Annotated in this window: 18 protein-coding genes; 1 reads left to right on the top strand and 17 read right to left on the bottom strand. The window is 50.4% G+C overall.

The genetic code is table 11. The annotated features are described in order from the left end of the window. The 3 genes from hybO to M2371_RS05105 all read right to left on the bottom strand — a co-directional run bounded on the left by hybO (nt 1) and on the right by M2371_RS05105 (nt 4,022). A complete protein-coding gene (hybO, locus tag M2371_RS05115) occupies nt 1–1,116 on the bottom strand; it encodes a hydrogenase 2 small subunit (protein ID WP_172894119.1) in 1,116 nt (371 codons plus the stop codon). A gap of 459 nt (nt 1,117–1,575) precedes the next feature. Beyond that, complete coding sequence (locus M2371_RS05110) at nt 1,576–2,628, bottom strand: YcjF family protein (protein ID WP_259267057.1); 1,053 nt, start codon at nt 2,626–2,628, stop codon at nt 1,576–1,578. Further along, nucleotides 2,625–4,022 carry a YcjX family protein gene (locus tag M2371_RS05105; protein WP_115628489.1) on the bottom strand — a complete coding sequence of 466 codons (1,398 nt, stop codon included), beginning with the start codon at nt 4,020–4,022 and terminating at the stop codon, nt 2,625–2,627. The genes M2371_RS05110 and M2371_RS05105 overlap by 4 nt, the downstream gene beginning before the upstream one ends. Nucleotides 4,023–4,203: 181 nt before the next feature. Between M2371_RS05105 and M2371_RS05100 the strand changes: the two genes are divergently transcribed. Continuing rightward, on the top strand, nt 4,204–5,220 hold the full coding sequence (locus tag M2371_RS05100) for a LacI family DNA-binding transcriptional regulator (protein WP_172894114.1): 1,017 nt from the start codon (nt 4,204–4,206) through the stop codon (nt 5,218–5,220). A 133-nt stretch (nt 5,221–5,353) separates the two neighbouring features. Here the strand turns inward: M2371_RS05100 and M2371_RS05095 are convergent, their stop codons facing one another. From M2371_RS05095 to pspB, 14 genes are all read right to left on the bottom strand, one after another. Then, nucleotides 5,354–6,265 carry an OmpG family monomeric porin gene (locus M2371_RS05095; RefSeq protein ID WP_259267056.1) on the bottom strand — a complete coding sequence of 304 codons (912 nt, stop codon included), beginning with the start codon at nt 6,263–6,265 and terminating at the stop codon, nt 5,354–5,356. Between the two features lie 68 nt (nt 6,266–6,333). After that, nucleotides 6,334–7,413, bottom strand: a complete 1,080-nt coding sequence (locus tag M2371_RS05090; RefSeq protein WP_172894110.1) for an ABC transporter ATP-binding protein — start codon at nt 7,411–7,413, stop codon at nt 6,334–6,336. A 15-nt stretch (nt 7,414–7,428) separates the two neighbouring features. Then, nucleotides 7,429–8,106 carry a beta-phosphoglucomutase gene (pgmB, locus tag M2371_RS05085; protein ID WP_259267055.1) on the bottom strand — a complete coding sequence of 226 codons (678 nt, stop codon included), beginning with the start codon at nt 8,104–8,106 and terminating at the stop codon, nt 7,429–7,431. Next, nucleotides 8,103–10,385: a glycoside hydrolase family 65 protein gene (locus M2371_RS05080; protein ID WP_259267054.1), complete on the bottom strand. Its 2,283-nt coding sequence runs from the start codon at nt 10,383–10,385 to the stop codon at nt 8,103–8,105. Before M2371_RS05080 ends, pgmB begins: the two co-directional genes overlap by 4 nt. Next, nucleotides 10,382–11,422, bottom strand: a complete 1,041-nt coding sequence (locus tag M2371_RS05075) for a Gfo/Idh/MocA family protein (RefSeq protein WP_259267053.1) — start codon at nt 11,420–11,422, stop codon at nt 10,382–10,384. Before M2371_RS05075 ends, M2371_RS05080 begins: the two co-directional genes overlap by 4 nt. Nucleotides 11,423–11,435: 13 nt before the next feature. Beyond that, entirely contained in the window at nt 11,436–12,224 is a 789-nt protein-coding gene (locus tag M2371_RS05070) for a sugar phosphate isomerase/epimerase (RefSeq protein WP_172894102.1), read from the bottom strand. A gap of 18 nt (nt 12,225–12,242) precedes the next feature. After that, complete coding sequence (locus tag M2371_RS05065; protein ID WP_259267052.1) at nt 12,243–13,292, bottom strand: zinc-binding alcohol dehydrogenase; 1,050 nt, start codon at nt 13,290–13,292, stop codon at nt 12,243–12,245. Nucleotides 13,293–13,324: 32 nt separating this feature from the next. Further along, on the bottom strand, nt 13,325–14,170 hold the full coding sequence (locus M2371_RS05060) for a carbohydrate ABC transporter permease (RefSeq protein WP_259267051.1): 846 nt from the start codon (nt 14,168–14,170) through the stop codon (nt 13,325–13,327). After that, nucleotides 14,167–15,039, bottom strand: a complete 873-nt coding sequence (locus M2371_RS05055; RefSeq protein WP_259267050.1) for a carbohydrate ABC transporter permease — start codon at nt 15,037–15,039, stop codon at nt 14,167–14,169. Before M2371_RS05055 ends, M2371_RS05060 begins: the two co-directional genes overlap by 4 nt. Nucleotides 15,040–15,057: 18 nt before the next feature. Continuing rightward, entirely contained in the window at nt 15,058–16,350 is a 1,293-nt protein-coding gene (locus M2371_RS05050) for an ABC transporter substrate-binding protein (RefSeq protein ID WP_259267049.1), read from the bottom strand. Nucleotides 16,351–16,365: 15 nt separating this feature from the next. Continuing rightward, on the bottom strand, nt 16,366–18,051 hold the full coding sequence (locus tag M2371_RS05045; protein WP_259267048.1) for a sugar phosphorylase: 1,686 nt from the start codon (nt 18,049–18,051) through the stop codon (nt 16,366–16,368). 190 nt (nt 18,052–18,241) lie between these two features. Beyond that, nucleotides 18,242–18,472 carry a phage shock protein PspD gene (gene pspD / locus M2371_RS05040; protein WP_034495713.1) on the bottom strand — a complete coding sequence of 77 codons (231 nt, stop codon included), beginning with the start codon at nt 18,470–18,472 and terminating at the stop codon, nt 18,242–18,244. A 90-nt stretch (nt 18,473–18,562) separates the two neighbouring features. After that, on the bottom strand, nt 18,563–18,922 hold the full coding sequence (gene pspC / locus M2371_RS05035; protein ID WP_172894094.1) for an envelope stress response membrane protein PspC: 360 nt from the start codon (nt 18,920–18,922) through the stop codon (nt 18,563–18,565). Further along, a complete protein-coding gene (gene pspB / locus M2371_RS05030) occupies nt 18,922–19,149 on the bottom strand; it encodes an envelope stress response membrane protein PspB (RefSeq protein ID WP_034495605.1) in 228 nt (75 codons plus the stop codon). Before pspB ends, pspC begins: the two co-directional genes overlap by 1 nt. Between the last annotated feature and the right edge of the window lie 31 nt (nt 19,150–19,180).

Below are 19,180 nucleotides of genomic sequence, written 5' to 3'. Positions count from 1 at the left end.
TCACTCCCCCTCGGGTGGATCCTGACGATCCTTATGCTGCCGCCCCAGTTCTTTCACCGTCATCAGACTGACGCCTGCGACCAGCCCGACCACGCCGCCCAGCAGCCCCACCGATGTCAGGCTGATATTTCCCCCCTCCTGGCTGGTGATTTCAGGTTTTGCACTGCGCGGCGTAGGGTTTTCAACATTCGCCAACTGAGAGATACCTTTGGTAAAGCCGACCCCCTTTTCATTGCAGCCGTAACAAGGGTGGCCGATCCCCACCGGCCAGATACCGCCGCCGATGTCGCAAAACTCCAGTGTTGAACAATTTCCCCAGGTTTCCGGCCCTTTGCAGCCGAGATGATAAAGACACCATCCCTGTCTGTGGCCTTCGTCGCCAAACTGTTTGGCAAAGCGCCCGGCATCAAAGTGCGGGCGGCGCTCGCAGTTTTCGTGAATCAGCCTCCCGTAGGCAAATTGAGGTCGGTTTTTGGTATCGAGTGCCGGAGGGCGCTGGTAAGTAATGATGTGTGCCACGGTCGCCAAAAAATTATGCGGATTTGGCGGGCAGCCCGGGATATTAATCACCGTCTTACCAGGCAGAACCTCTTGTAGACTGACTGCCCCGGTAGGGTTAACGCCGCTTGCCGCAACGCCGCCCCAGGCCGCACAGGAACCGATGGCAATCACCGCCGCCGCATGCTCCGCCACTTCGCGGATATGCTCCACAATCGGTTTCCCCGCCACCATGCAGTAGATCCCGCCGTCTTTGAGGGGAATCGAACCGTCTACGACCAGCACGTAACGCCCTTTATAGCGTTCCGTCGCCCGCTGTTTGTTCTCTTCTGCCTGGTGGCCGAACGCCGCCGAAAGCACTTCGTGGTATTCGAGGGAAATCACATTAAGCAGCAAGTTCTCAAGGGTGGGATGGGTAGAGCGTAATAACGATTCGGTACAACCGGTACATTCCTGCGCCCCGATCCAGATAACCGGAGGGCGCTCGGCAGAAACGATAGCTTCCGTCATCTCCGCCGCTGCCTTTTGACTTAACCCCATGGTCGCGGCCAATGCAGCGCACAACTTCATAAAATCACGACGACTCACACCTTCAGGCAAAATTAACGGACGCTCCATTCTTTTCTTACCTTTTATATAAACTTGTCTTCATGCAATCTAAGCGCCTAAATAGACGTCGATTCATGAGTGGGTTTATTGATGCGCATCAATTCCAGGAGGAAACATAAATAGTTCCGCTCAAGAATATGAAGAAAATCGAGTCAGCAAAAAAAGTCTTCTCATTTCAAAGGGGAAGTTTGTTGCCAGCGATATTTTTCCGGCCTGCGGGAATTTGGCTTGCGGAGAAAGGGTTTAATTAATGCCGATCACGTTGCAGATAGAAGAGTGTTGCGGGTGCGCGTGGTGAAATGCCAGGATCTCGCTCATCTTCGGCGAGATCCTTTCCAGCACGCGCGCTTTGTTTTCAGACTTCGTGGTTCCCTCGGGATAAAATTCCTTCTATTTTAGGAACCCGACGCTTAAAAACTGAGAACTCGCCGACCGATATTGAGTATTTTCATCAGGGCGCTTGCAGATTTACGCCGGGCGTTTACTGATTGTCTCCTTTAATTGCTCGAGCAACTGCTTACGGAAATCACCTAAACGCGGCTTATCATTCTCAATCCACGGCAATGGGCGGCAAAGTTCCATCGCTTTAATCCCTAAACGCGCAGTCAGTAAACCGGCTCCAATCCCTTGCGCCGCACGTGTTGAAAGCCTTGCGGCGAGGTCCTGGCCTATCCAGTCCATCCCCACTTCGCGCACCAGTTCACTGGCTCCGGCAAAAGCGATGTTTAACAACACCAGGCGGAATAGCCGAATACGGCTGTAGTAGCCCAACTCAATGCCATACACCGTGGCAATACGGTTAATCAGACGCAAATTTCGCCAGGCAATAAACGCCATATCCACCATAGCCAATGGACTTACGGCAATCATCAACGTGGATTCAGCGGCAGAACGGCTAATCTCCCGACGCGCCTGGTTATCCAGCACCGGCTGAACTAACCGGGCATACAGTTCCACCACTTCGCGGTCGTTTTGTGTTTCGTGAATCGCGGCGTACCAGCGTTGCAACGCCGGATGACCCTGATCCAGCCCGGCCTGGCGAGCCAGCTTTTCACAGAAGGCTTTCCCCTTACCCATGCCATGGCTGTGTATTAATTCACGGGCTTCATCTCGTTCTTCTGCACGCTGGCGCAAGCGCCATAAACGCCGCCACTCTGTTGCCACAGAACCGACCCCGGCGGCAATAATCAGCCCGCCAGCGATGCCACCGCCGAGGGCAATCCAGTCCTGCGTAACATAAGCGTTGTGCGTCCATTGGATGCCCTGCGCCACGACGCTGACACCAAACAGACCCAGACCAACCTGGACCATGCGCCGCCACAGGCTGCGTTTCGGGCGCAACGCCGCTTCAATGACGGCTTCCGCCTGTCCATCGTCTTCAACGTCGTCTAAAGTATTGAGCGCAGGCGTAAATTTTTCGGCCTCTGGCTCGCTAAAAGCGTGCGGCGCTTTGTAGGTATCTGCTTTTTCCACATCCAGCGGTTGCGCAAAATCGATACGCGGTTTTAATGGTTCGTTCATCGCAATTTATCCCCGATTAAAAACTCCAGCGCCGCGTCCATGCGAATGTGCGGCATCGGCCTGTCCACATCCATCACCTGTGGGCGGAACTGTTCAAACTGAAAGCCCTGTTTTTCCCAGAATGCGCTGCCCGGTAAACGCGCAGGCACTTCGCCGGGATAAACCGTTAACGGCTCGCCATCACTTAAACGATTGCCGCGTAACGCCGGGATTTGTTCTCCGCGCACATCGACCAGACCGCTTTGCGTCGCCTGCACCGAAGCCAGCCCCATGCAATCCATGTCGATACCTTCGAACGCGGCATTTTGCCAGGCGTCCTGCACCAGTTGTTGAAGCAGCGCGACCATGTTGGCGTGTTGGTCGACGGTGACATGATCCGCCTTGGTGGCGGCGAATAACAGCTTGTCGATAACCGGCGAAAACAGGCGGCGGAACAGTGTGCGCTGGCCGTAATGGAAACTTTGCATCAGTTGCGTGAGCGCCAGACGCATGTCGTTAAATGCCTGAGGCCCGCTGTTTAGCGGTTGCAGGCAATCCACCAGCACAATCTGGCGGTCAAATTTAAGGAAATGGTTCTTATAGAACCCCTTCACCACTTTGTCGCAGTAGTAATCAAAGCGCGTGCGCAGCATACCGATGTTGGTGGTTTTATCTGCCTGAGCAAGTTTTGACTCGCCGATAGCGTCCACATCCGGCCACGGGAAGAATTGCAGCGCGGGCGCTCCCGCCATATCACCGGGCAGAACAAAACGCCCCGGCTGGATAAAGTGCAAACCTTCACGCTTGCAACGCAGCAGGTAATCCGTCCAGGCTTCAGATATTTCTGCCAGTCGGTTTTCATCGGCAGGCGCGAGCGGGTCTAACCCTTCACACAATTTACGCCACTGTGCTGACCACTCGCCGCGATCGCCCGTCAGTAAACTGGTCATCTGGCGCGACCAGGTGAGGTAATTTTGCGCCAGCATCGGCAAGTCCAACAGCCACTCGCCAGGGTAATCGACAATTTCCAGGTACAACGTTGAGGTATCTTTAAAGTGACGCAGCAGCGAATCATTTGAGCGATAACGCAGCGCCAGGCGCATTTCGCTCACCCCACGCGTCGGCGTCGGCCAACTCGGCGGCGAGCCATAAAGCTGCGCCAGTCCTTCATCATAGGTAAAACGCTGAATGCCTAAATCGCGCTGCGGCACACGCTTGACGCCCAGCAGACGCTCTTCGCGCACTGCGTTAAGTAACGGCAAACGTGCACCGTTATGCACGCTCAATAATTGATTCACCATCGCGGTGATAAAAGCCGTCTTACCGCTGCGGCTTAAACCCGTTACGGCAAGGCGTAAATGCCGGTCTACGCCCCGGTTCATCAGGGCATTCAGTTCATTCTTGATTCTGTTCATATGCGTCCTGGCAGCACCCGTCTGTGACTTTAATGAGAAAGGTTATGGGGGTAAATGGTGATAAATCAAAGGACATAGAATCATTTTACACCTATTTACACTGACGCATCGCCAATAGACAGCCCGTTACGTGTTCAGTAATATGCGTTATCTTTTGGCGCAGAACAGGACCGGTTCAGTCATGTCGCCCACCATTTATGATATTGCCCGTTTGGCGAATGTTTCCAAATCCACCGTATCGCGCGTGCTGAATAAGCAAACCAATATTTCACCGGAAGCGCTCGAACGTGTTTTAAAAGCCATTGAAGAGTTAAATTATCAGCCGAATAAATTAGCCCGAGGGCTAACGTCTTCCGGCTTTGATGCGATTATGGTGATCTCCACGCGCTCGACCAAAACCACGGCGGGAAATCCCTTTTTCTCTGAAGTGTTGCACGCAATTACCGCTCGCGCAGAACTGGAAGGTTTTGACGTCATTTTGCAAACATCCAAAAATAGTCAAGAAGACCTGCAAAAATGCGTCAGTAAAATCAAACAGAAAATGATTAAGGGCATAATTATGCTCAGCTCACCGACCGATGAATCATTTTTTGAAGAGTTAGATCAGTACGCTATTCCGGTGGTTGTGATTGGTAAAGTCGACGGTGAATTCAAACATGTTTGTTCCGTCGACACCGATAATTATCACGACAGTATCGCGCTGACACAAACGCTGCTCAATAAAGGGCATCGTAAGATTGCCTGTCTGCACGCCCCGCTCGATTATCATGTTTCAGTCGACCGCCTTGCTGGCTTTAAAGATTGCCTGCGTCAGCAAGATATTAATCTGCCTGATGAATGGATCGTTGATGGTGGATATACCAATGAAACGGCACTTGAGGCCGCGCAAAAATTGTTAAGCGGGGAGAATATCCCAGAAGCAATATTTGCCACAGATAGCCTGAAGCTAATGAGCATCTACCGTATCGCGCAAGAAAAAGGAATCAAAATACCCGAGCAATTATCTGTTGCGGGTTATAGCAATGACATGCTCAGTTTTTTACTTTCTCCACCACCTGGTGGAATCGAAGTTCCGACACTTGAATTAGGTACCGCTGGTAGTGCCTTGTTGTTTGATAAAATAACAGGGAAAGCAGCTCCGGGCAGAACAATCATTCCGACAGTGATAACGTTGACTGATTCGATTATGTCAACGTAATAAACGGGTGAGACTGATGAAAGCCTCTTCGTAGGTCGGATAAGCACAGCGTCATCCGGCACCACTGGTGTAAATGGTGGATGACGCTAATGCTTATACCCTCTACAAAACTATTCTTGCTAAAGCATTTGGATCAGAACGCGTAATTCACACCAATGCCCGCGTAATGGAACGTATCGTTCTCACCCTCGTCATGATTTTCCCATTCGTAGGCATATTCCAGCGTCATAGACAGGCCGTTCTGGAAATCATAGGCGTAGAGCATTCCCAGGCGGTTATAGTCGTGGTCTTCGCGATAAATATCTTCAGACCAGTCCCAGTTTGTCCAGCGGTCCAGTCCCAATCGGGTATAAGGCGTTAAGGTGGTATTCCCTAAAGCAATCGGCAGATAAGCGCGTATTTCCTGCGTTGAGAACTCACCGTTATTTTTATCGCTTTCGGTGTTAAATCCACGTTCCAAATAATAGTTAGTGCGCACAGAAACGGTTTCATTGATTTTCCAGGTAAATCCAGTTTCCGTTTCAACGCGGCTATCAGAGTACCCGGTTTGGTCAAGATCGTTATCAAAACGATAGTAGGCTAACCAACCGTTAAAGCTCCAGTCATTGTTGATATTCACATTCCAGTCAGGCTGGAACTTATAACGTTGGGTATTAGCTGTTCCATTATTAGAACCATCATCATTTTTAAAGTGATAACCATAATTACGAAGCCCCCCGGTGAAACCCAATGACCATGCGTCATTGTCAACAATCTGATAGCGAATATCTAATTCAGGACGATTAAAATAGGTACCACGCGTAAAATTACTATAGTCAGCAGAACCTTCCTGATACATCGTCATCGAGATGGTCCACGCCCCGTAGCTGGCATTGAAATAGACCGATGGCTCATAAAGCCCGTCTTTATCGTCAGCCTGCCCTTCCACGTTTTCTATTTCGTACATGGCGCCAATATTGTAATGCCATGCATCAGCTTCTGCGGAATGAACATAGAGAGGCGCGGCACAGGCAATAAGCGCTGCGCATTGAAGTATCTTTTTCATTTGATTTCCTTGTCAAAAATAACTAAGAAACCGGGAATAACTTCCCGGCAGGGTACAGCATTAATTATTTAGTTAATGGCGCATTCAGTTTCAGCGTCAAAAAAATGACTTTTATTCATATCAAAGGTGATTTTTATATTTTGCGCTGCCCGATAATCAACATCTGAATTAGCTCGTAGCGTTAATTCATGCCCGCCTACTGTGGCATATAACATAAATTCAGCTCCGGTGAGTTCGGCAACCGTAATATGAGCATCAACCCCTTCATCTTTTGGTGATGGCAAAATATCTTCCGGACGAATCCCCAATATCACTGGTTTATGCTGGTAGTCCGCGAGCTTTAATGCCGCATATTTATCTTCGGGTATCGCCAGTTTCAGCGTTTCGGTAACAAAATGGCCGTTATCCAGCGTACCGCGAATGAAATTCATGGATGGCGAACCAATAAAACCGGCAACAAACATATTAGCGGGATGGTTATAAACGGTTTTAGGCGCCCCGACCTGCTGAATAATTCCGTCTTTCATAATCACGATACGCGTCGCCATTGTCATGGCTTCGGTTTGATCATGAGTGACGTAAATCATGGTGGTGTTCAGCTTTTGATGCAGTTTGCTAATTTCTGCACGCATTTGTACACGCAGCCGGGCATCCAGGTTCGACAGCGGTTCATCCATCAGGAATACGCCCGCTTCGCGCACAATGGCGCGCCCCAACGCGACACGCTGGCGCTGCCCGCCGGAAAGTGCCGCCGGTTTGCGATCAAGATAGGTTTTCAACCCCAGAATTGAAGCTGCCCACTGCACGCGTTCATCAATTATTTTGGCATCCAGTTTCTGCATTTTCAGGCCAAATGCCATGTTGTCGTAAACCGACATATGCGGGTATAGCGCGTAGTTTTGGAACACCATGGCGATACCGCGCGATTTTGCAGGAACATCGTTCATGCATACGCCGTCAATCAGCAGCTCGCCGCCGCTAATCTCCTCAAGCCCGGCAATCATGCGTAAAGTTGTGGATTTTCCGCAGCCAGAGGGGCCCACAAAGACGATAAATTCTTTGTCTTCGATTTCGAGGGTGAAATCTTTCACCACATGAACATGGTTATTATAAATTTTCTGAATGTGCTGCAACGAGAGTTGTGCCATCACGTGTTCCTTTTCTCACACAGCGTTCACGCTATGTTGGGTTAGCCAGAATGTTTGCAGAAGCGGCCAGTTCAGTTGCGCGGTATCTGGCAGCAATAAATCAGCGTTTAAGAGTTGCGCTCCAATTCCTACCGAAAGCATGCCGCTGGCGTTAATCGACTCGATTCCTGCCTGAGCATCCTCGATACCGATACAGTTAGCGGGTGCAACCCCCAGCCCCGCACAGGCGGCGATGAATATTTCGGGATCGGGCTTTGAGCGCTGAATTCGACTGGCATCGGCGCAGAAATCAAATTGCTCGACTAAACCGAGCGCCTCAAGAATGCGTGGGGCATTTAACGAAACCGACGCCAGGCCAACGCGCACATCCTGCCGATGAAGTTCTTCGAGCAATGCCGCAATGCCGGGCAATACTGAACCGGGGTTCAATTGCTGAAGGGAGGCGACGTAGAACGCATTTTTGCGCTCCGCCAGGCGATGTTTATCCTGCGCGCTGTAGCGATGTTCTGCCCCGCCGCTACGCAAGATTCTCTCCAGAGAACCCATACGACTGATGCCTTTAAGCTGCTCGTTAATTTGTTCGTCAATCGCAATACCTATCTCATGAGCGATACGTTGCCAGGCGAGGAAATGCAGATGGGCGGTATCGGTCACCACGCCATCTAAATCAAAGATAACCGCCTGAGGTTTCATTGTTCCGCCCCCTTCTTGGTACCGCTCCCATTAGCGGGCGTAAAAAACTCGGCCAGCAAAAACGTTTGTGTACCAACAAATGAGATGTGCTTTCCACCCAGCCAAAGCGTTAGCGGTGTATTTTGCGCGCCAGAAATTGTGATGTGCTGGTGAGTTAACATGAGATGAATTTGTGTTCCTTGCCAGAAAAACGGCAGCGCGACAGATTGCCACTGCGCGGGCATTCGTGGGTTTAGGTGAAGTTCGCCCTGTTCGACGGTTAACCCAACAAACCCCTGCACCGCGCCCAGCCAGATTGCGCCCGTGGCGGCAGCATGAATGCCGTCGTCACAGCTGTGCGGATCGTCGCCGAGGTCAATAAGGCCCGCCTGCTGCCAGAATTCGTAAGCTTGATTGACTCGGTGACAACGAGCAGCAATCACACCGTGAATAGCTTTGCTCAGTGACGAGTCGTGAATCGTCCTTGGCTCGTAGTACCCAAGATTCGCCTCCAACTGTTCAGCCGTAAAACGCCACGGCAACATGTAAGTGAGCATCACCACATCAGCCTGTTTGAGGATTTGCATCTCGTTAACTTCAGCGCGTGAATAATCGAGCAAAATCGCCTGCGTGCCCTGCTGCTGTTTGTAACGCGTGAGATCGATAGTCGGTTTACTAAAGAAGGTATCGTCTTGTGCAATCAGGTTCTGCTCATTGGCAGGTGGCAGCCAAAGGCGTTCCAGAAAATCATCCGCGGCACTGACAAATGCAGCGTCCTGAATGCCGAATTGCAGCACATAGTGCCTTGCCCGCTCTACGTTGTGGAATGCCAGATAATTGGTGTAGGCGTTGTTATCAACATGCTCGGTGTATTCATCCGGGCCGATAACATCGTGCAGTTCCAGCCTTCCGTTCACGTTTACCGTCCGGCTTATCCAGAATCGTGCAGTTTCCAGAAGCAGGGTCACTCCGCGTTCGCGCATGAAAACTTCGTCGGCAGTTACCTGATAATACACATCAACAGCCCAGGCAATATCAGCGACAAGATGGTGTTCCGCCAGCGCAGAAGCAACCTTCTGGCGCAAACCCGTCCGGATATTGATTGCGGCAAACTCAGGTGTTTCCTCTTCACCCGTCCACGCGCTTTCCCACGGGAATAGCGCGCCTCGCCAGCCGTTTTCCTGTGCTTTTTTCTGCCCACCACGCAAGTTATGCCAACGGTAACTCAGTAACTGGCGGGCAATATGTGGCTGAGTCATTAAATGAAATGGCAGCAGGAAAACTTCAGTATCCCAGAAAACATGGCCTTTATAGCCCTCGCCCGTCAGCCCTTTGGCGGCAATGCTACAGCGCTCGTTGTGAACGGGCGTCATGGCGAAAAGATGGTACAACGCGAAATCCAGCGCGATTTGATCTTCTTCATTCACGCTCTCGAGCTTTACGCGACTACGCTGCCAGTAGCCATTCCAGACCTGAGCTGACTGCGCAAGAAGCTGTTCGTACCCGCACTCAACGCATTGCATCAGGTTTTGCAGTGCGTGTTCCGCGCAGGTTTCAGCGCGATAGTTTTCATCAAGCGAGCTGGCAATCCAGCTAGTTTTCACCACGCTGAAAGCCTCACCCTGGGCGACAAGGCCGCTACAGTGCTGTGTCAGACGGCGGTTTTTCGCATAAAAACTGCTGTGACTTTCAGATGGTAGCGCGCAATAACTGCTGATAATCACTTCGTTGCTACCATCGAGCGTGCGATAGCAGCCTTGCAAGTAACGCTGTTCAAAGACACGAACGCTGGTTTCATCCAGGTGTTGGCGGCCAGAGTTGGTTTGCGTGGCGTCGATTCCGGTGCTGATTGTGACTGTAGCTTCGCTATCCAGGGGTGTAATGGCGATGCGTGAACAGACCAATGAATGCTGCGCGGCAGATAAAAACCGCCGGCATTCGATTCGATAACGCTTGCCGTTTGGGGCCAGCCACAGCACATTGCGGCGCAGCTCTCCGGTGGCAAAATCCAGCTCGCGCTGGTATTCCACGACTTGACCTGCCAACAGCGTGAAAATTTCACCATCCAATTCGATGCGCATCTGCAGGATGTCTGGCAAGTTCACCAGTTCCGTCGTTTCAAGTGGCGAGCAGCGATGATAAAAGCCCGCCAAATACATGCCGCGAGTCTGGTCGGTATACGCTTCTTCATGGCAGGCGCGTAGGCCAAGATAGCCGTTACCCGCCGTCATCAAAGTGGCAAATTTATTCAGCGTATGGGGGCTAAATTCCGGCTCCTGAAGCCTTGTGAGAGTGCTCATAAATCTATGCTCTCTCCTGATTCTGCCGCGCGATAAATTGCCGCGACCAGTTGCTGAATAAGGTAGCCCTGCTCTGCATCAGCGATGCTGACCGGTGCGCCAAGCACATGATCAACAAAGGCACGCATACTTTTGGAGTGGCGTTCAGTGTCTGCACCTTCACGTTGTGACAACGTCACCAATTTACCCGACTCATCCTGATAGATGTGCGCCGGGAACAGCGTTGCACCTGCATTCACGCCGCAGAACTCAACGTTCATCACCGAAACTGGTTCTATATTCAGTGCGAACGAGGTTTCCAGGCGCAGGATGCCGCCGTTGTGAAATTCGATAGTGGCAAACAGCGCGTCTTCAACGGTGTAGGTTTTCGGGTCCCACTCACCAAATTGCCCGCTATGTTTGAGCGTCCCGAGTTTCTGGAATGAATGAGCATAAACGCGCTTCACTGCCGGGAACCCCAGCACGTACATGGCCGCATCAAGCATATGAATGCCGATATCAATTAACGGCCCGCCGCCCTGCAGCTCTTTGTTGGTAAACACGCCCCAGCCGGGCACACCACAACGGCGCAGCGCTTTTGCGGTGGTGACATAAATTTCACCCAGCGTGCCGGCGACCACTTGTTCTCGTAAAAACTGCGTGTCGCTGGCAAAACGGTGGTGGAAATCGTAGGCCAGCACTTTCCCGGTTTTACGCGCGGCATCACGCATTTCAGCGGCTTCTTCCGGTGTCATCGCTGGTGGTTTTTCACACATCACATGGCAGCCGTTTTCCAGCGCCTGCATAACATGCTGATGGTGAAAACGGTTCGGTGTACACACACTGATGATATCCGGCTGGCACTGGCGATACATTTCATCCGTATTCGCGAAGGCATGTGCAATTCCCAGACGGTTTGCGAGGGACTGCGCACGCTCAATATTGCTGTCAACGACAGCCACCAGTTCCAGTTCGCTTCGGGTCAGGTAATACGACGCATGTACGGTTTCTGCGACCTGGCCGCCACCGATAATCGCCACCCTGAGTTTTCGACTCATCTCACGTTGCCTCTTAGCAGGTACGCAAAAATTGCAGCGATTGCTGATATGCCGCTGCCGGATCTTCCGCACGAATGCGGCCTTCGTAGACGATGTATCCGTCATAGCCATCGGCGCGAAGCTGTTCGAAGTGTTTTTTGAAATCAATGCTGCCGCTTCCCGGCTGGTAGCGGTGATTGTCGGCAATATGCACGTGGCCCAACAAATCGCGGTTTGTATGGAACGCTTGGCTGATATCGTCTTCTTCAATATTCATGTGATAGAAGTCGCCGATGATTTGCGTATGTTTGAGTTGGTTTTCTTCGATATATGAGCGCGCATCCGCCAGGGTATTGATCATATGATCCTGATAACGGTTGAGCGGTTCGAGGTACACCTTTGTGCCGGTACGCGCGGCGACTTCATCCAGATAACGCAGAGAATCACTCACGGCTTTACGGTCACCCGCCTGACTGCGCGGTGAATTCATCGGCGGCAAACGATAGGTAAACATGCCCCACGCTGCAGGAACCACAATCCCATTGCCGCCCACTTCTGCCAGCGCTTCCAGAATGCGGGTGATCTGTTGCAGTCCGTTAAGGCGGCGTTCTTCAATAAAATCGCCAATCCAGCCATCGTAGCCGCCACAAGCCGTGGTCACGGGTAGACCGGTTTCAGCAATTGCGGCTTTGACCGCCTGAACGTTTTCCACCAATAGCTTGCCGTCGATTTCAAAGCCGTCGAAGCCCATGGCTTTAATATATTTAAACTTTTCCAGAATATCTGTCGGGAAAAACGCCTGATTTTGAGTACCGATTTTCATGATTTAAGTCCTTTTAAATTAAAATAAAACGCCCATTTTGATGCTCAGATCAGGGTGTTGATCGACGTACTTCATGTAACTTTCCGCGCTATCGTGGAAGGTAACGACCGGGTCAATCAGGTCTTCGCAATTGAGATAACCGTTCATCAGCAGTTCCCAGCAAGTTTCTTCGATACGTTTGCGATCCCAACGCGGATAGTCCGGGTTTGGCTCGCTGCTGCCGCGTGAGAAGACGATTTTTGCGTTGTTGAAATGCGCTTCGCGCCCGAGGTTGAAATCGTGGAAAGGTTTGGCGAAAGCGACGTAAGAGATGGTGCCGCCGTAGGCGATACCGCGCAGAGCACCTTGCAGCGCCTGGTCATTTCCGCTGGTTTCGATAATCACGTCAGCGCCAAGCTTGTTGGTGATTTTCTTGATTTCGAGTCCGACGTCGGTACCTATCGGGTTCAGGCAGAAATCTGCGCCGTGGCGTGTGGCGATTTCGCAGCGATGGGCAATAGGATCAACACCAATCACCACCGACGCGCCCGCTTTCTTCGCCAACTGAACAGCAATCTGACCAATGGCGCCGAGGCCCACCACCACGACAAAATCCCCTACGCGCACATTACCGTCACGCACGCCGCTCATGGCGAACTGTGCAGGGTCGTAGCACACGGCATTTTTCCAGCTCGAACCAGCGGGCATTTTGCGCAATTTATAGTTGTTTACAGCATTCGCAATGACCGTTTCCTGCAATGGGCCATAAGTACAAACCTGGTCGCCGATTCGGTAGTCGGTCACATCAGAACCACGTTCTATAACCTCACCTACCACCATATTGCCGAGCTGAAATTTACCAAACTCAATGCCGCGTGCCGCCCCTTCAGCACGTGGGACAAACAGGTTCCACTCGGTGTTGAACTCCTCATCGATAAACGGGCTGGCACCGCGGAAATCCACGACTTCGGTGCCGTGTTTTGGTGCGCCAAACGCGACTTTAATTTTGACTTCATGCGCCTGTACCGGGCGATCTTCATACTCAACTAACTGGGCTACGCGCGGTGCGCTTGCGATTAACTTCTTCATTGTTCAACTCCGATATTTAAATTATTGGGTGGTTAACCTTTTACGCCGCCTGCAGTCAGGCCGCTTTTGATAAACCGTTCCGATATCGCATACATCACCACCACCGGTAATGCGGTCACTAATGAGGCGGCCATCATTCTTCCCCACACATAATCAGGCGTACTGAACAGCGTGCTCAGGCCAACTGGCAATGTGAAGTTTTCAGAACTGGAGAGGAAAATAGAGGCAAACAGATAGTCGTTCCACGCCACCATAAAGCAGTAGACAAATACGGAAACCAGGCCGGATATTGCCAACGGCACCGTGATGTAAAAGATGATTTGCAGGCGGTTTAAGCCGTCCATCATTGCCGCTTCTTCGATTTCGTCCGGAATGGTGTCGAAGTAACTTTTCAACATAAACACGGCAGTCGGCAGCGTTTGCGTCACCATGGTGATGATCAACGCCAGTTCGGTGTCATAAATTCCCAGGGCGGTAATGATTTTAAATAGCGGCACCACCAGCAAAATTCCCGAAAACATATACACCGCATAGAAACTGGCATTGATGGTCATGCGCCCTTTAAAACGCAGTTTAGAAAGTGCATACGCGCCAAGAATGCCAATCAGCACCGCAATGGCGGAGGACGTTAACGACACCACCAGACTGTTTTTGAAATAGGTCAAAAACGGGAAAATGAGCGGATTAAAAATGTCGATGTAATGCTGCAGCGTCCACGCCTGCGGGAAGATAGTCGGATGCAGGGAAATCGCTTCCTGCGAGCTTTTGAACGAGGTCATCAACATGACAAAGAACGGGAACAATGTGACCAGCAGGAACAGAGCCAGCCCGATGTAAAAACCCACACGGCCGAGCAGTTTGCGGTTATTAGCAGTCATTTTAGATTTACCCGTTTTCTGGTCAGCAAGATGACGGCGAAGATGATGACGAACAACACCACAGAAATTGCAGCAGCCTTACCTAAGTCATTAAAGGCAAAGGCCGTTTTGTAGAGATAGACGCCCAGAATGTTTACTTTGGTGGTTAGCAACCAGACATCGGCGAACATATAGAACATCCAGATGGTGCGCAGCGTGACCACGGTTGCCAGCACCGGCATAATCGCGGGCAGCGTAACGATTTTGAATTTCTGCCAGCCGTTTGCACCGTCCATTTCTGCTGCTTCATACAGCGATTTGTCGATGGTCTGCAAAATGGCAAGAAATGAGATAAAGGCATACGGGAAGTAGCGCCAGATGGCGAACAGCACCACCAGGAAAAAACTGCTACCGGGGTTATCGAACCACAGTGGCGCTTCGTTAAACATATGCAAAACGTCCACACCGAGGTAGTTCACAATGCCGTAGCCGCTGTTGAACATGTATTTCCAGGCGAACACCAACGAAATAGACGGTGTGACGTAGGAAAGAATCACCAACGAACGCGCCGTTTTGCGCAGACGAAATTCACGGTTGAAAAACAGCGCCACGCCAAGTCCCAGACCGGTGCTGCCGAGCACAACCAGTGCGGTGTACCAGAACGTGGTCCATAACGATTGCCAGAAAGCCGCATCCGTCAGGATATTGATGTAGTTTTCCAAACCGATAAACCGGGCATTAATGTTCGGATTCAACGGTAAACGCAGAAAACTTATTTCGATGTTCGACAGCATCGGCCAGGCGACCAGGCCACCCAGCAACAGCAAGCTGGGTGCGAGAAGCATCATGGCGAATGGCATGTCAGAGCGGCCAGAAAACCACTTCTTCATAATGACTTATCCTGTGGATCAGTGTTGTTTCATTAATTCAACGATGCGCTGCTGGCTTTTATCCAACGCTGGAGCCGTGGCCTGCTTGCCAACCGTCACCTGGTTCACCATCTCACTTAAAATGGCCGAACCGGTGATATCCCCCATGCGGGTAAAGTTCTTCTCACCCACTGAACCAAAGACCTGCACGTTAGCGAACTGCGCAATCAGTTCATACGGGAGTGAACCAAAGGCTTTGATCACGTTGTTATTTTTGTAGCTATCGGTTTCAACCACCGCTTTGGTGACCGGCAGCGCCGCGCCCGGTGACATCAATACCCAATCGGCAGAGTTCTGTGCTTTTTCCATGAAGGAGACGAATTTCTCGGCCGCTTCAGTCTCTTCTTTGCTTTGGCCTGAGGTGATGGTCAGAGAAGTGAGCATGCCGTACACCGCCGGTGATTTTTCCGTTGGCACGACAAAACCCAAATCCTGCGGCGAGCCGTCTTTATAGAAAGCAGGCAGGATGTAGGTGGAGTAGACGGCCATAGGCGCGGTGCCATTCATAAAGGCATCTTTAATTTCCATGACATCGTTGGAACCCGGCATGGTGTATTGCGCCAGATCCCGGTAGTAATTGAGTGATGCGAGCATTTCCGGGGAGTTAACCGTGACTTTCCCTGCAGCATCAAAGACGTTCGCCCCGTTGGAGAGCGCAAACTGTGAGAAGGTTTGTTCGGTCATCACGCTTTCAGCGGTAGGTAGCGCAATGCCATATTTTTTATTCGCCGTGTTGGTCATGCTGCGTGCGGCATTAAGCAATTCGGTCCAGTTTTTTGGCTCCGTGATCCCCGCTTTCGCCAGGGCTGATTTGCGATACCAGATGCCACCTAACCACGCGCTGATTGGCACGCCTGTAAACGCCGTGGCATCTTCGGTGCGTACCACGCGCAGCACACCATCATAGAAACTGTTTTCCCCGACACCTGCGATGACCATTTTCACCGCGTCCCTGTCAATAAGCTGTTCTTTATCCATGACTTTGGCGTAGTCATGGCTCACTTCAATCACTTCCGGTAACGCCCCGGAGCGCGCAAGCGTAATGACCTTGGTGTTGTAAGCGTCTTCTTCAACCGGAACTTGCTTGACGATGATTTGTGGATTTTCCTGGCTGAAACGCTCGATCAATTTGCTGATAACGGCCTGGCGTTCCTGCTCAACCGATGAATGCATAAATTCTATCGTGACCTGTTGAGGATCATCTTGTTTACACCCTGAGAGCAAAGCAGCGGCTATTAGTGCTGATAACAGCACCGTTTTAGACGTTTTCATGGTTATTCCCTTATATTAATAACTAAGCCATAACACCTGATAAGGTTGCATGTTGTAAGATTGCTTTCCGTTAATTTTTAGCCCGGTGATTAAGTCTTCGAAATTATTGTCCGGCAGCATAAAGGGCTGCGACACATGGCTTAAATTAAATAACGCCAGGACGTCATCACCTTTATTTGAATGCCGTTTAATCACAAGTAAATTGTCATTAATACATTGCGTATTAAAAGAGCTACCAGGGTGGAACGCAGCCTGTTTTTGGCGAACATTAATCAGGTGCGATAATTTTTTATAGACCTGCTCACGCAATTCGTTTTCACCTGATAATTGGCTTTCAATTTCATGCAGGTCATATTTCTGGCGATTTATAGCCCGGTTGTAGCCCAGGCGTTCAACACCTGCATAATCGTTACGTGAACCAAGAATACTTTGAATGTATATTGCCGGGACGCCGGGGAATGCCAGCAAAATAGCGTGTGCCAGGATAAATCTCGCAAGACGCTCTTCGTCACTGCTATCTCGACGATTTAACGCATCCATATAAGTCACATTAACTTCATACGGGCTACGTGTACCATCCGGATTATTCTTCCAGTTAACTAATGCGCCTTGCTCCTGCAGTTCGTTGACCAGGTGCAGAATATCTTCTTCAGGCAGAATTCCGCGTAACGGATTGAGGCCGATACCGTCGTGAGAAGCAAGGAAGTTAAACCAGGTGGTATTGTTGTTTTCTGCGGTTTCTAAAGACGCAGCCCATTGACTTAACACCCTCGCAGAACCGCTGTGTATAGCATGCAGAACCAACGGCGGCAGCGGGAATTGATACACCATATGCGCTTCGTCGTGACCGTTACCGAGGTAGGAAATATTGTCCTTGTGCGGAACGTTGGTTTCGGTAATCAGCACGGTGCCTGGTGCGACTTCATCAACAATAGCGCGGAAAAGTTTAACGAGTTGATGTGTTTTTTCCAGGTGAATACAACAGGTACCGGGTGTTTTCCACATATATCCCACCGCATCGAGGCGAATATAATCTGCCCCTGCGTCCAGGTAATGCAGCAAGACATCAACCATTGCCAGCAATACTTGCGGATTGGCAAAATTGAGGTCAATTTGGTCGTCGCTGAAAGTGGTCCAGATATGTTGTTTTGTGCCATCTGAAAGAGTAAATGGCGATAAAAGTGGCAATGCACGAGGGCGTGTAACGGCTGATAAATCAGATTCGGGATCAACCGATATAAAGAAATTCTTAAATTCAGGACTCCCTTCGAGATATTGCTGGAACCAACTGCTTTTCGCTGAAATATGATTGCACACAAAATCAAACATGAGTCTTGTTGATTTATTTAATTTTGCAATATCGTCCCAGTCGCCACATACAGGGTCAACCTGATGATAATCAATCACTGAAAAACCATCATCTGATGACCATGGATAAAATGGCAGCAGATGTATATGTGAAAAACTCTTACTTAGCCATTGATTATAAAAGTCGCCCAATGTTTTTAAGGTTTTATCATTCAGATGATGAAATTGATCGGCATAGGTAATGAGCACTACATCACTTTCGTCCCAACCTTGCTTGCGGGTTTTCATCCTGACATGCTTGCCCTGCTCTACCCGCGAAATAAAAGTATCTGTAACTGATTTATTTAACGTGTTGTCATAAATTGATGACAGCAATTCTTTAATTTTCTGCATTTTTAGTTTTCTCATGGGAGCGGTACCACGAGAAGCGAGACTACTCCCGGTTTATTTTTCTGTCAACGCAGTGGGAAGTGAAGATTAATATTTGTGAGGTAACGCAAATTAAAATGAAACGGCGGAGAATGGAAAGAGAGAGATGGGAATGTTCCGCTCAAAAACGAGCGGAACAGGCTGGTATGGAGAGTTACTTCACTGATGGGCTGTTGTAACGCGCTGAAACTTTGCGCAAAACTTTTGCCATCATGGGTTCAAGAATCAGTGCCAGCAGCATTTTCAGCGGGCGACGCGCTACCGATTTAACTGCCCAACCCGCGACGCCTGCAGGGCCATAACGCAGCGCCGTCAGCAACACTAATTTGCCAACGATTTTCAGGCCTGGCTTCGCTTTGTTCGCAGCCGTCTGGAATTTGGACATTTAACCTCCGGTGAAACAGTTAAGAATTTGCATGAGATCTGTTCGCCCTCACCCCGGCCCTCTCCCCCAGGAGAGGGAGAAAGTCTGAGGTTAAAGCTGGCGGAAGCGACTACGCAATGTGAAGGTATCAGAGGTGATGTAGCGTTCCATGGAGCGTAAACGCTGTTCACCGGCTGCTAATTCGGCATCCACTTCATCCAGCAAATCACGGCTGGTCGGTTGTGGTGTTCCCTGCTCCGCACCCGCAGGCATGGGATCAAGGATAAAAGTCAGTGCGATGTAGGCGACCATAACAAAGAAAAACAGGCCAAAAATCATCGCTAAAACAGTAATCAGACGAACCAGTTTTACCGGCACATCAAGGTATTGCGCGATACCCGCACACACACCTTTCACCATGCCTTTTTCTGGAATGCGCCATAATTTACGACCGGAAATTGAATTCACCATTATTTGTCTCTCCAGTTCGGATGTTCTGCATCAAGAATCTGCTCCAGCGACTGAATGCGTTCACGCATACGGCGTGCCTCATCAGTCAATTGTGCCAAACGCTGTTGTTCGCCCTGGGATAACTGCCCGCCATTTGCAGCGCGGTTGTTGTAGTGCAACCACAGCCAGATCGGGGCGACGAACAACACAAAAATCGTTAATGGAATGGCAAGAAAAAGCGCGCTCATGTGTACTCCTTTTACAAGTCAGGCAACGGCA

The sequence above is a fragment of the Buttiauxella sp. BIGb0471 genome, from assembly GCF_024807715.1.
Lineage (GTDB): Bacteria > Pseudomonadota > Gammaproteobacteria > Enterobacterales > Enterobacteriaceae > Buttiauxella > Buttiauxella agrestis.
The sequence above is the reverse complement of the archived record's forward strand: the minus strand, read 5'-3'. Positions and strand labels throughout refer to the sequence as shown.

Coding starts and splice junctions, on each gene's coding strand:
- hybO (WP_172894119.1), bottom strand. CDS start 1,116: ATGGAGCGTCCGTTAATTTTGCCTGAAGGTGTGAGTCGTCGTGATTTT.
- M2371_RS05110 (WP_259267057.1), bottom strand. CDS start 2,628: ATGAACGAACCATTAAAACCGCGTATCGATTTTGCGCAACCGCTGGAT.
- M2371_RS05105 (WP_115628489.1), bottom strand. CDS start 4,022: ATGAACAGAATCAAGAATGAACTGAATGCCCTGATGAACCGGGGCGTA.
- M2371_RS05100 (WP_172894114.1), top strand. CDS start 4,204: ATGTCGCCCACCATTTATGATATTGCCCGTTTGGCGAATGTTTCCAAA.
- M2371_RS05095 (WP_259267056.1), bottom strand. CDS start 6,265: ATGAAAAAGATACTTCAATGCGCAGCGCTTATTGCCTGTGCCGCGCCT.
- M2371_RS05090 (WP_172894110.1), bottom strand. CDS start 7,413: ATGGCACAACTCTCGTTGCAGCACATTCAGAAAATTTATAATAACCAT.
- pgmB (WP_259267055.1), bottom strand. CDS start 8,106: ATGAAACCTCAGGCGGTTATCTTTGATTTAGATGGCGTGGTGACCGAT.
- M2371_RS05080 (WP_259267054.1), bottom strand. CDS start 10,385: ATGAGCACTCTCACAAGGCTTCAGGAGCCGGAATTTAGCCCCCATACG.
- M2371_RS05075 (WP_259267053.1), bottom strand. CDS start 11,422: ATGAGTCGAAAACTCAGGGTGGCGATTATCGGTGGCGGCCAGGTCGCA.
- M2371_RS05070 (WP_172894102.1), bottom strand. CDS start 12,224: ATGAAAATCGGTACTCAAAATCAGGCGTTTTTCCCGACAGATATTCTG.
- M2371_RS05065 (WP_259267052.1), bottom strand. CDS start 13,292: ATGAAGAAGTTAATCGCAAGCGCACCGCGCGTAGCCCAGTTAGTTGAG.
- M2371_RS05060 (WP_259267051.1), bottom strand. CDS start 14,170: ATGACTGCTAATAACCGCAAACTGCTCGGCCGTGTGGGTTTTTACATC.
- M2371_RS05055 (WP_259267050.1), bottom strand. CDS start 15,039: ATGAAGAAGTGGTTTTCTGGCCGCTCTGACATGCCATTCGCCATGATG.
- M2371_RS05050 (WP_259267049.1), bottom strand. CDS start 16,350: ATGAAAACGTCTAAAACGGTGCTGTTATCAGCACTAATAGCCGCTGCT.
- M2371_RS05045 (WP_259267048.1), bottom strand. CDS start 18,051: ATGCAGAAAATTAAAGAATTGCTGTCATCAATTTATGACAACACGTTA.
- pspD (WP_034495713.1), bottom strand. CDS start 18,472: ATGTCCAAATTCCAGACGGCTGCGAACAAAGCGAAGCCAGGCCTGAAA.
- pspC (WP_172894094.1), bottom strand. CDS start 18,922: ATGGTGAATTCAATTTCCGGTCGTAAATTATGGCGCATTCCAGAAAAA.
- pspB (WP_034495605.1), bottom strand. CDS start 19,149: ATGAGCGCGCTTTTTCTTGCCATTCCATTAACGATTTTTGTGTTGTTC.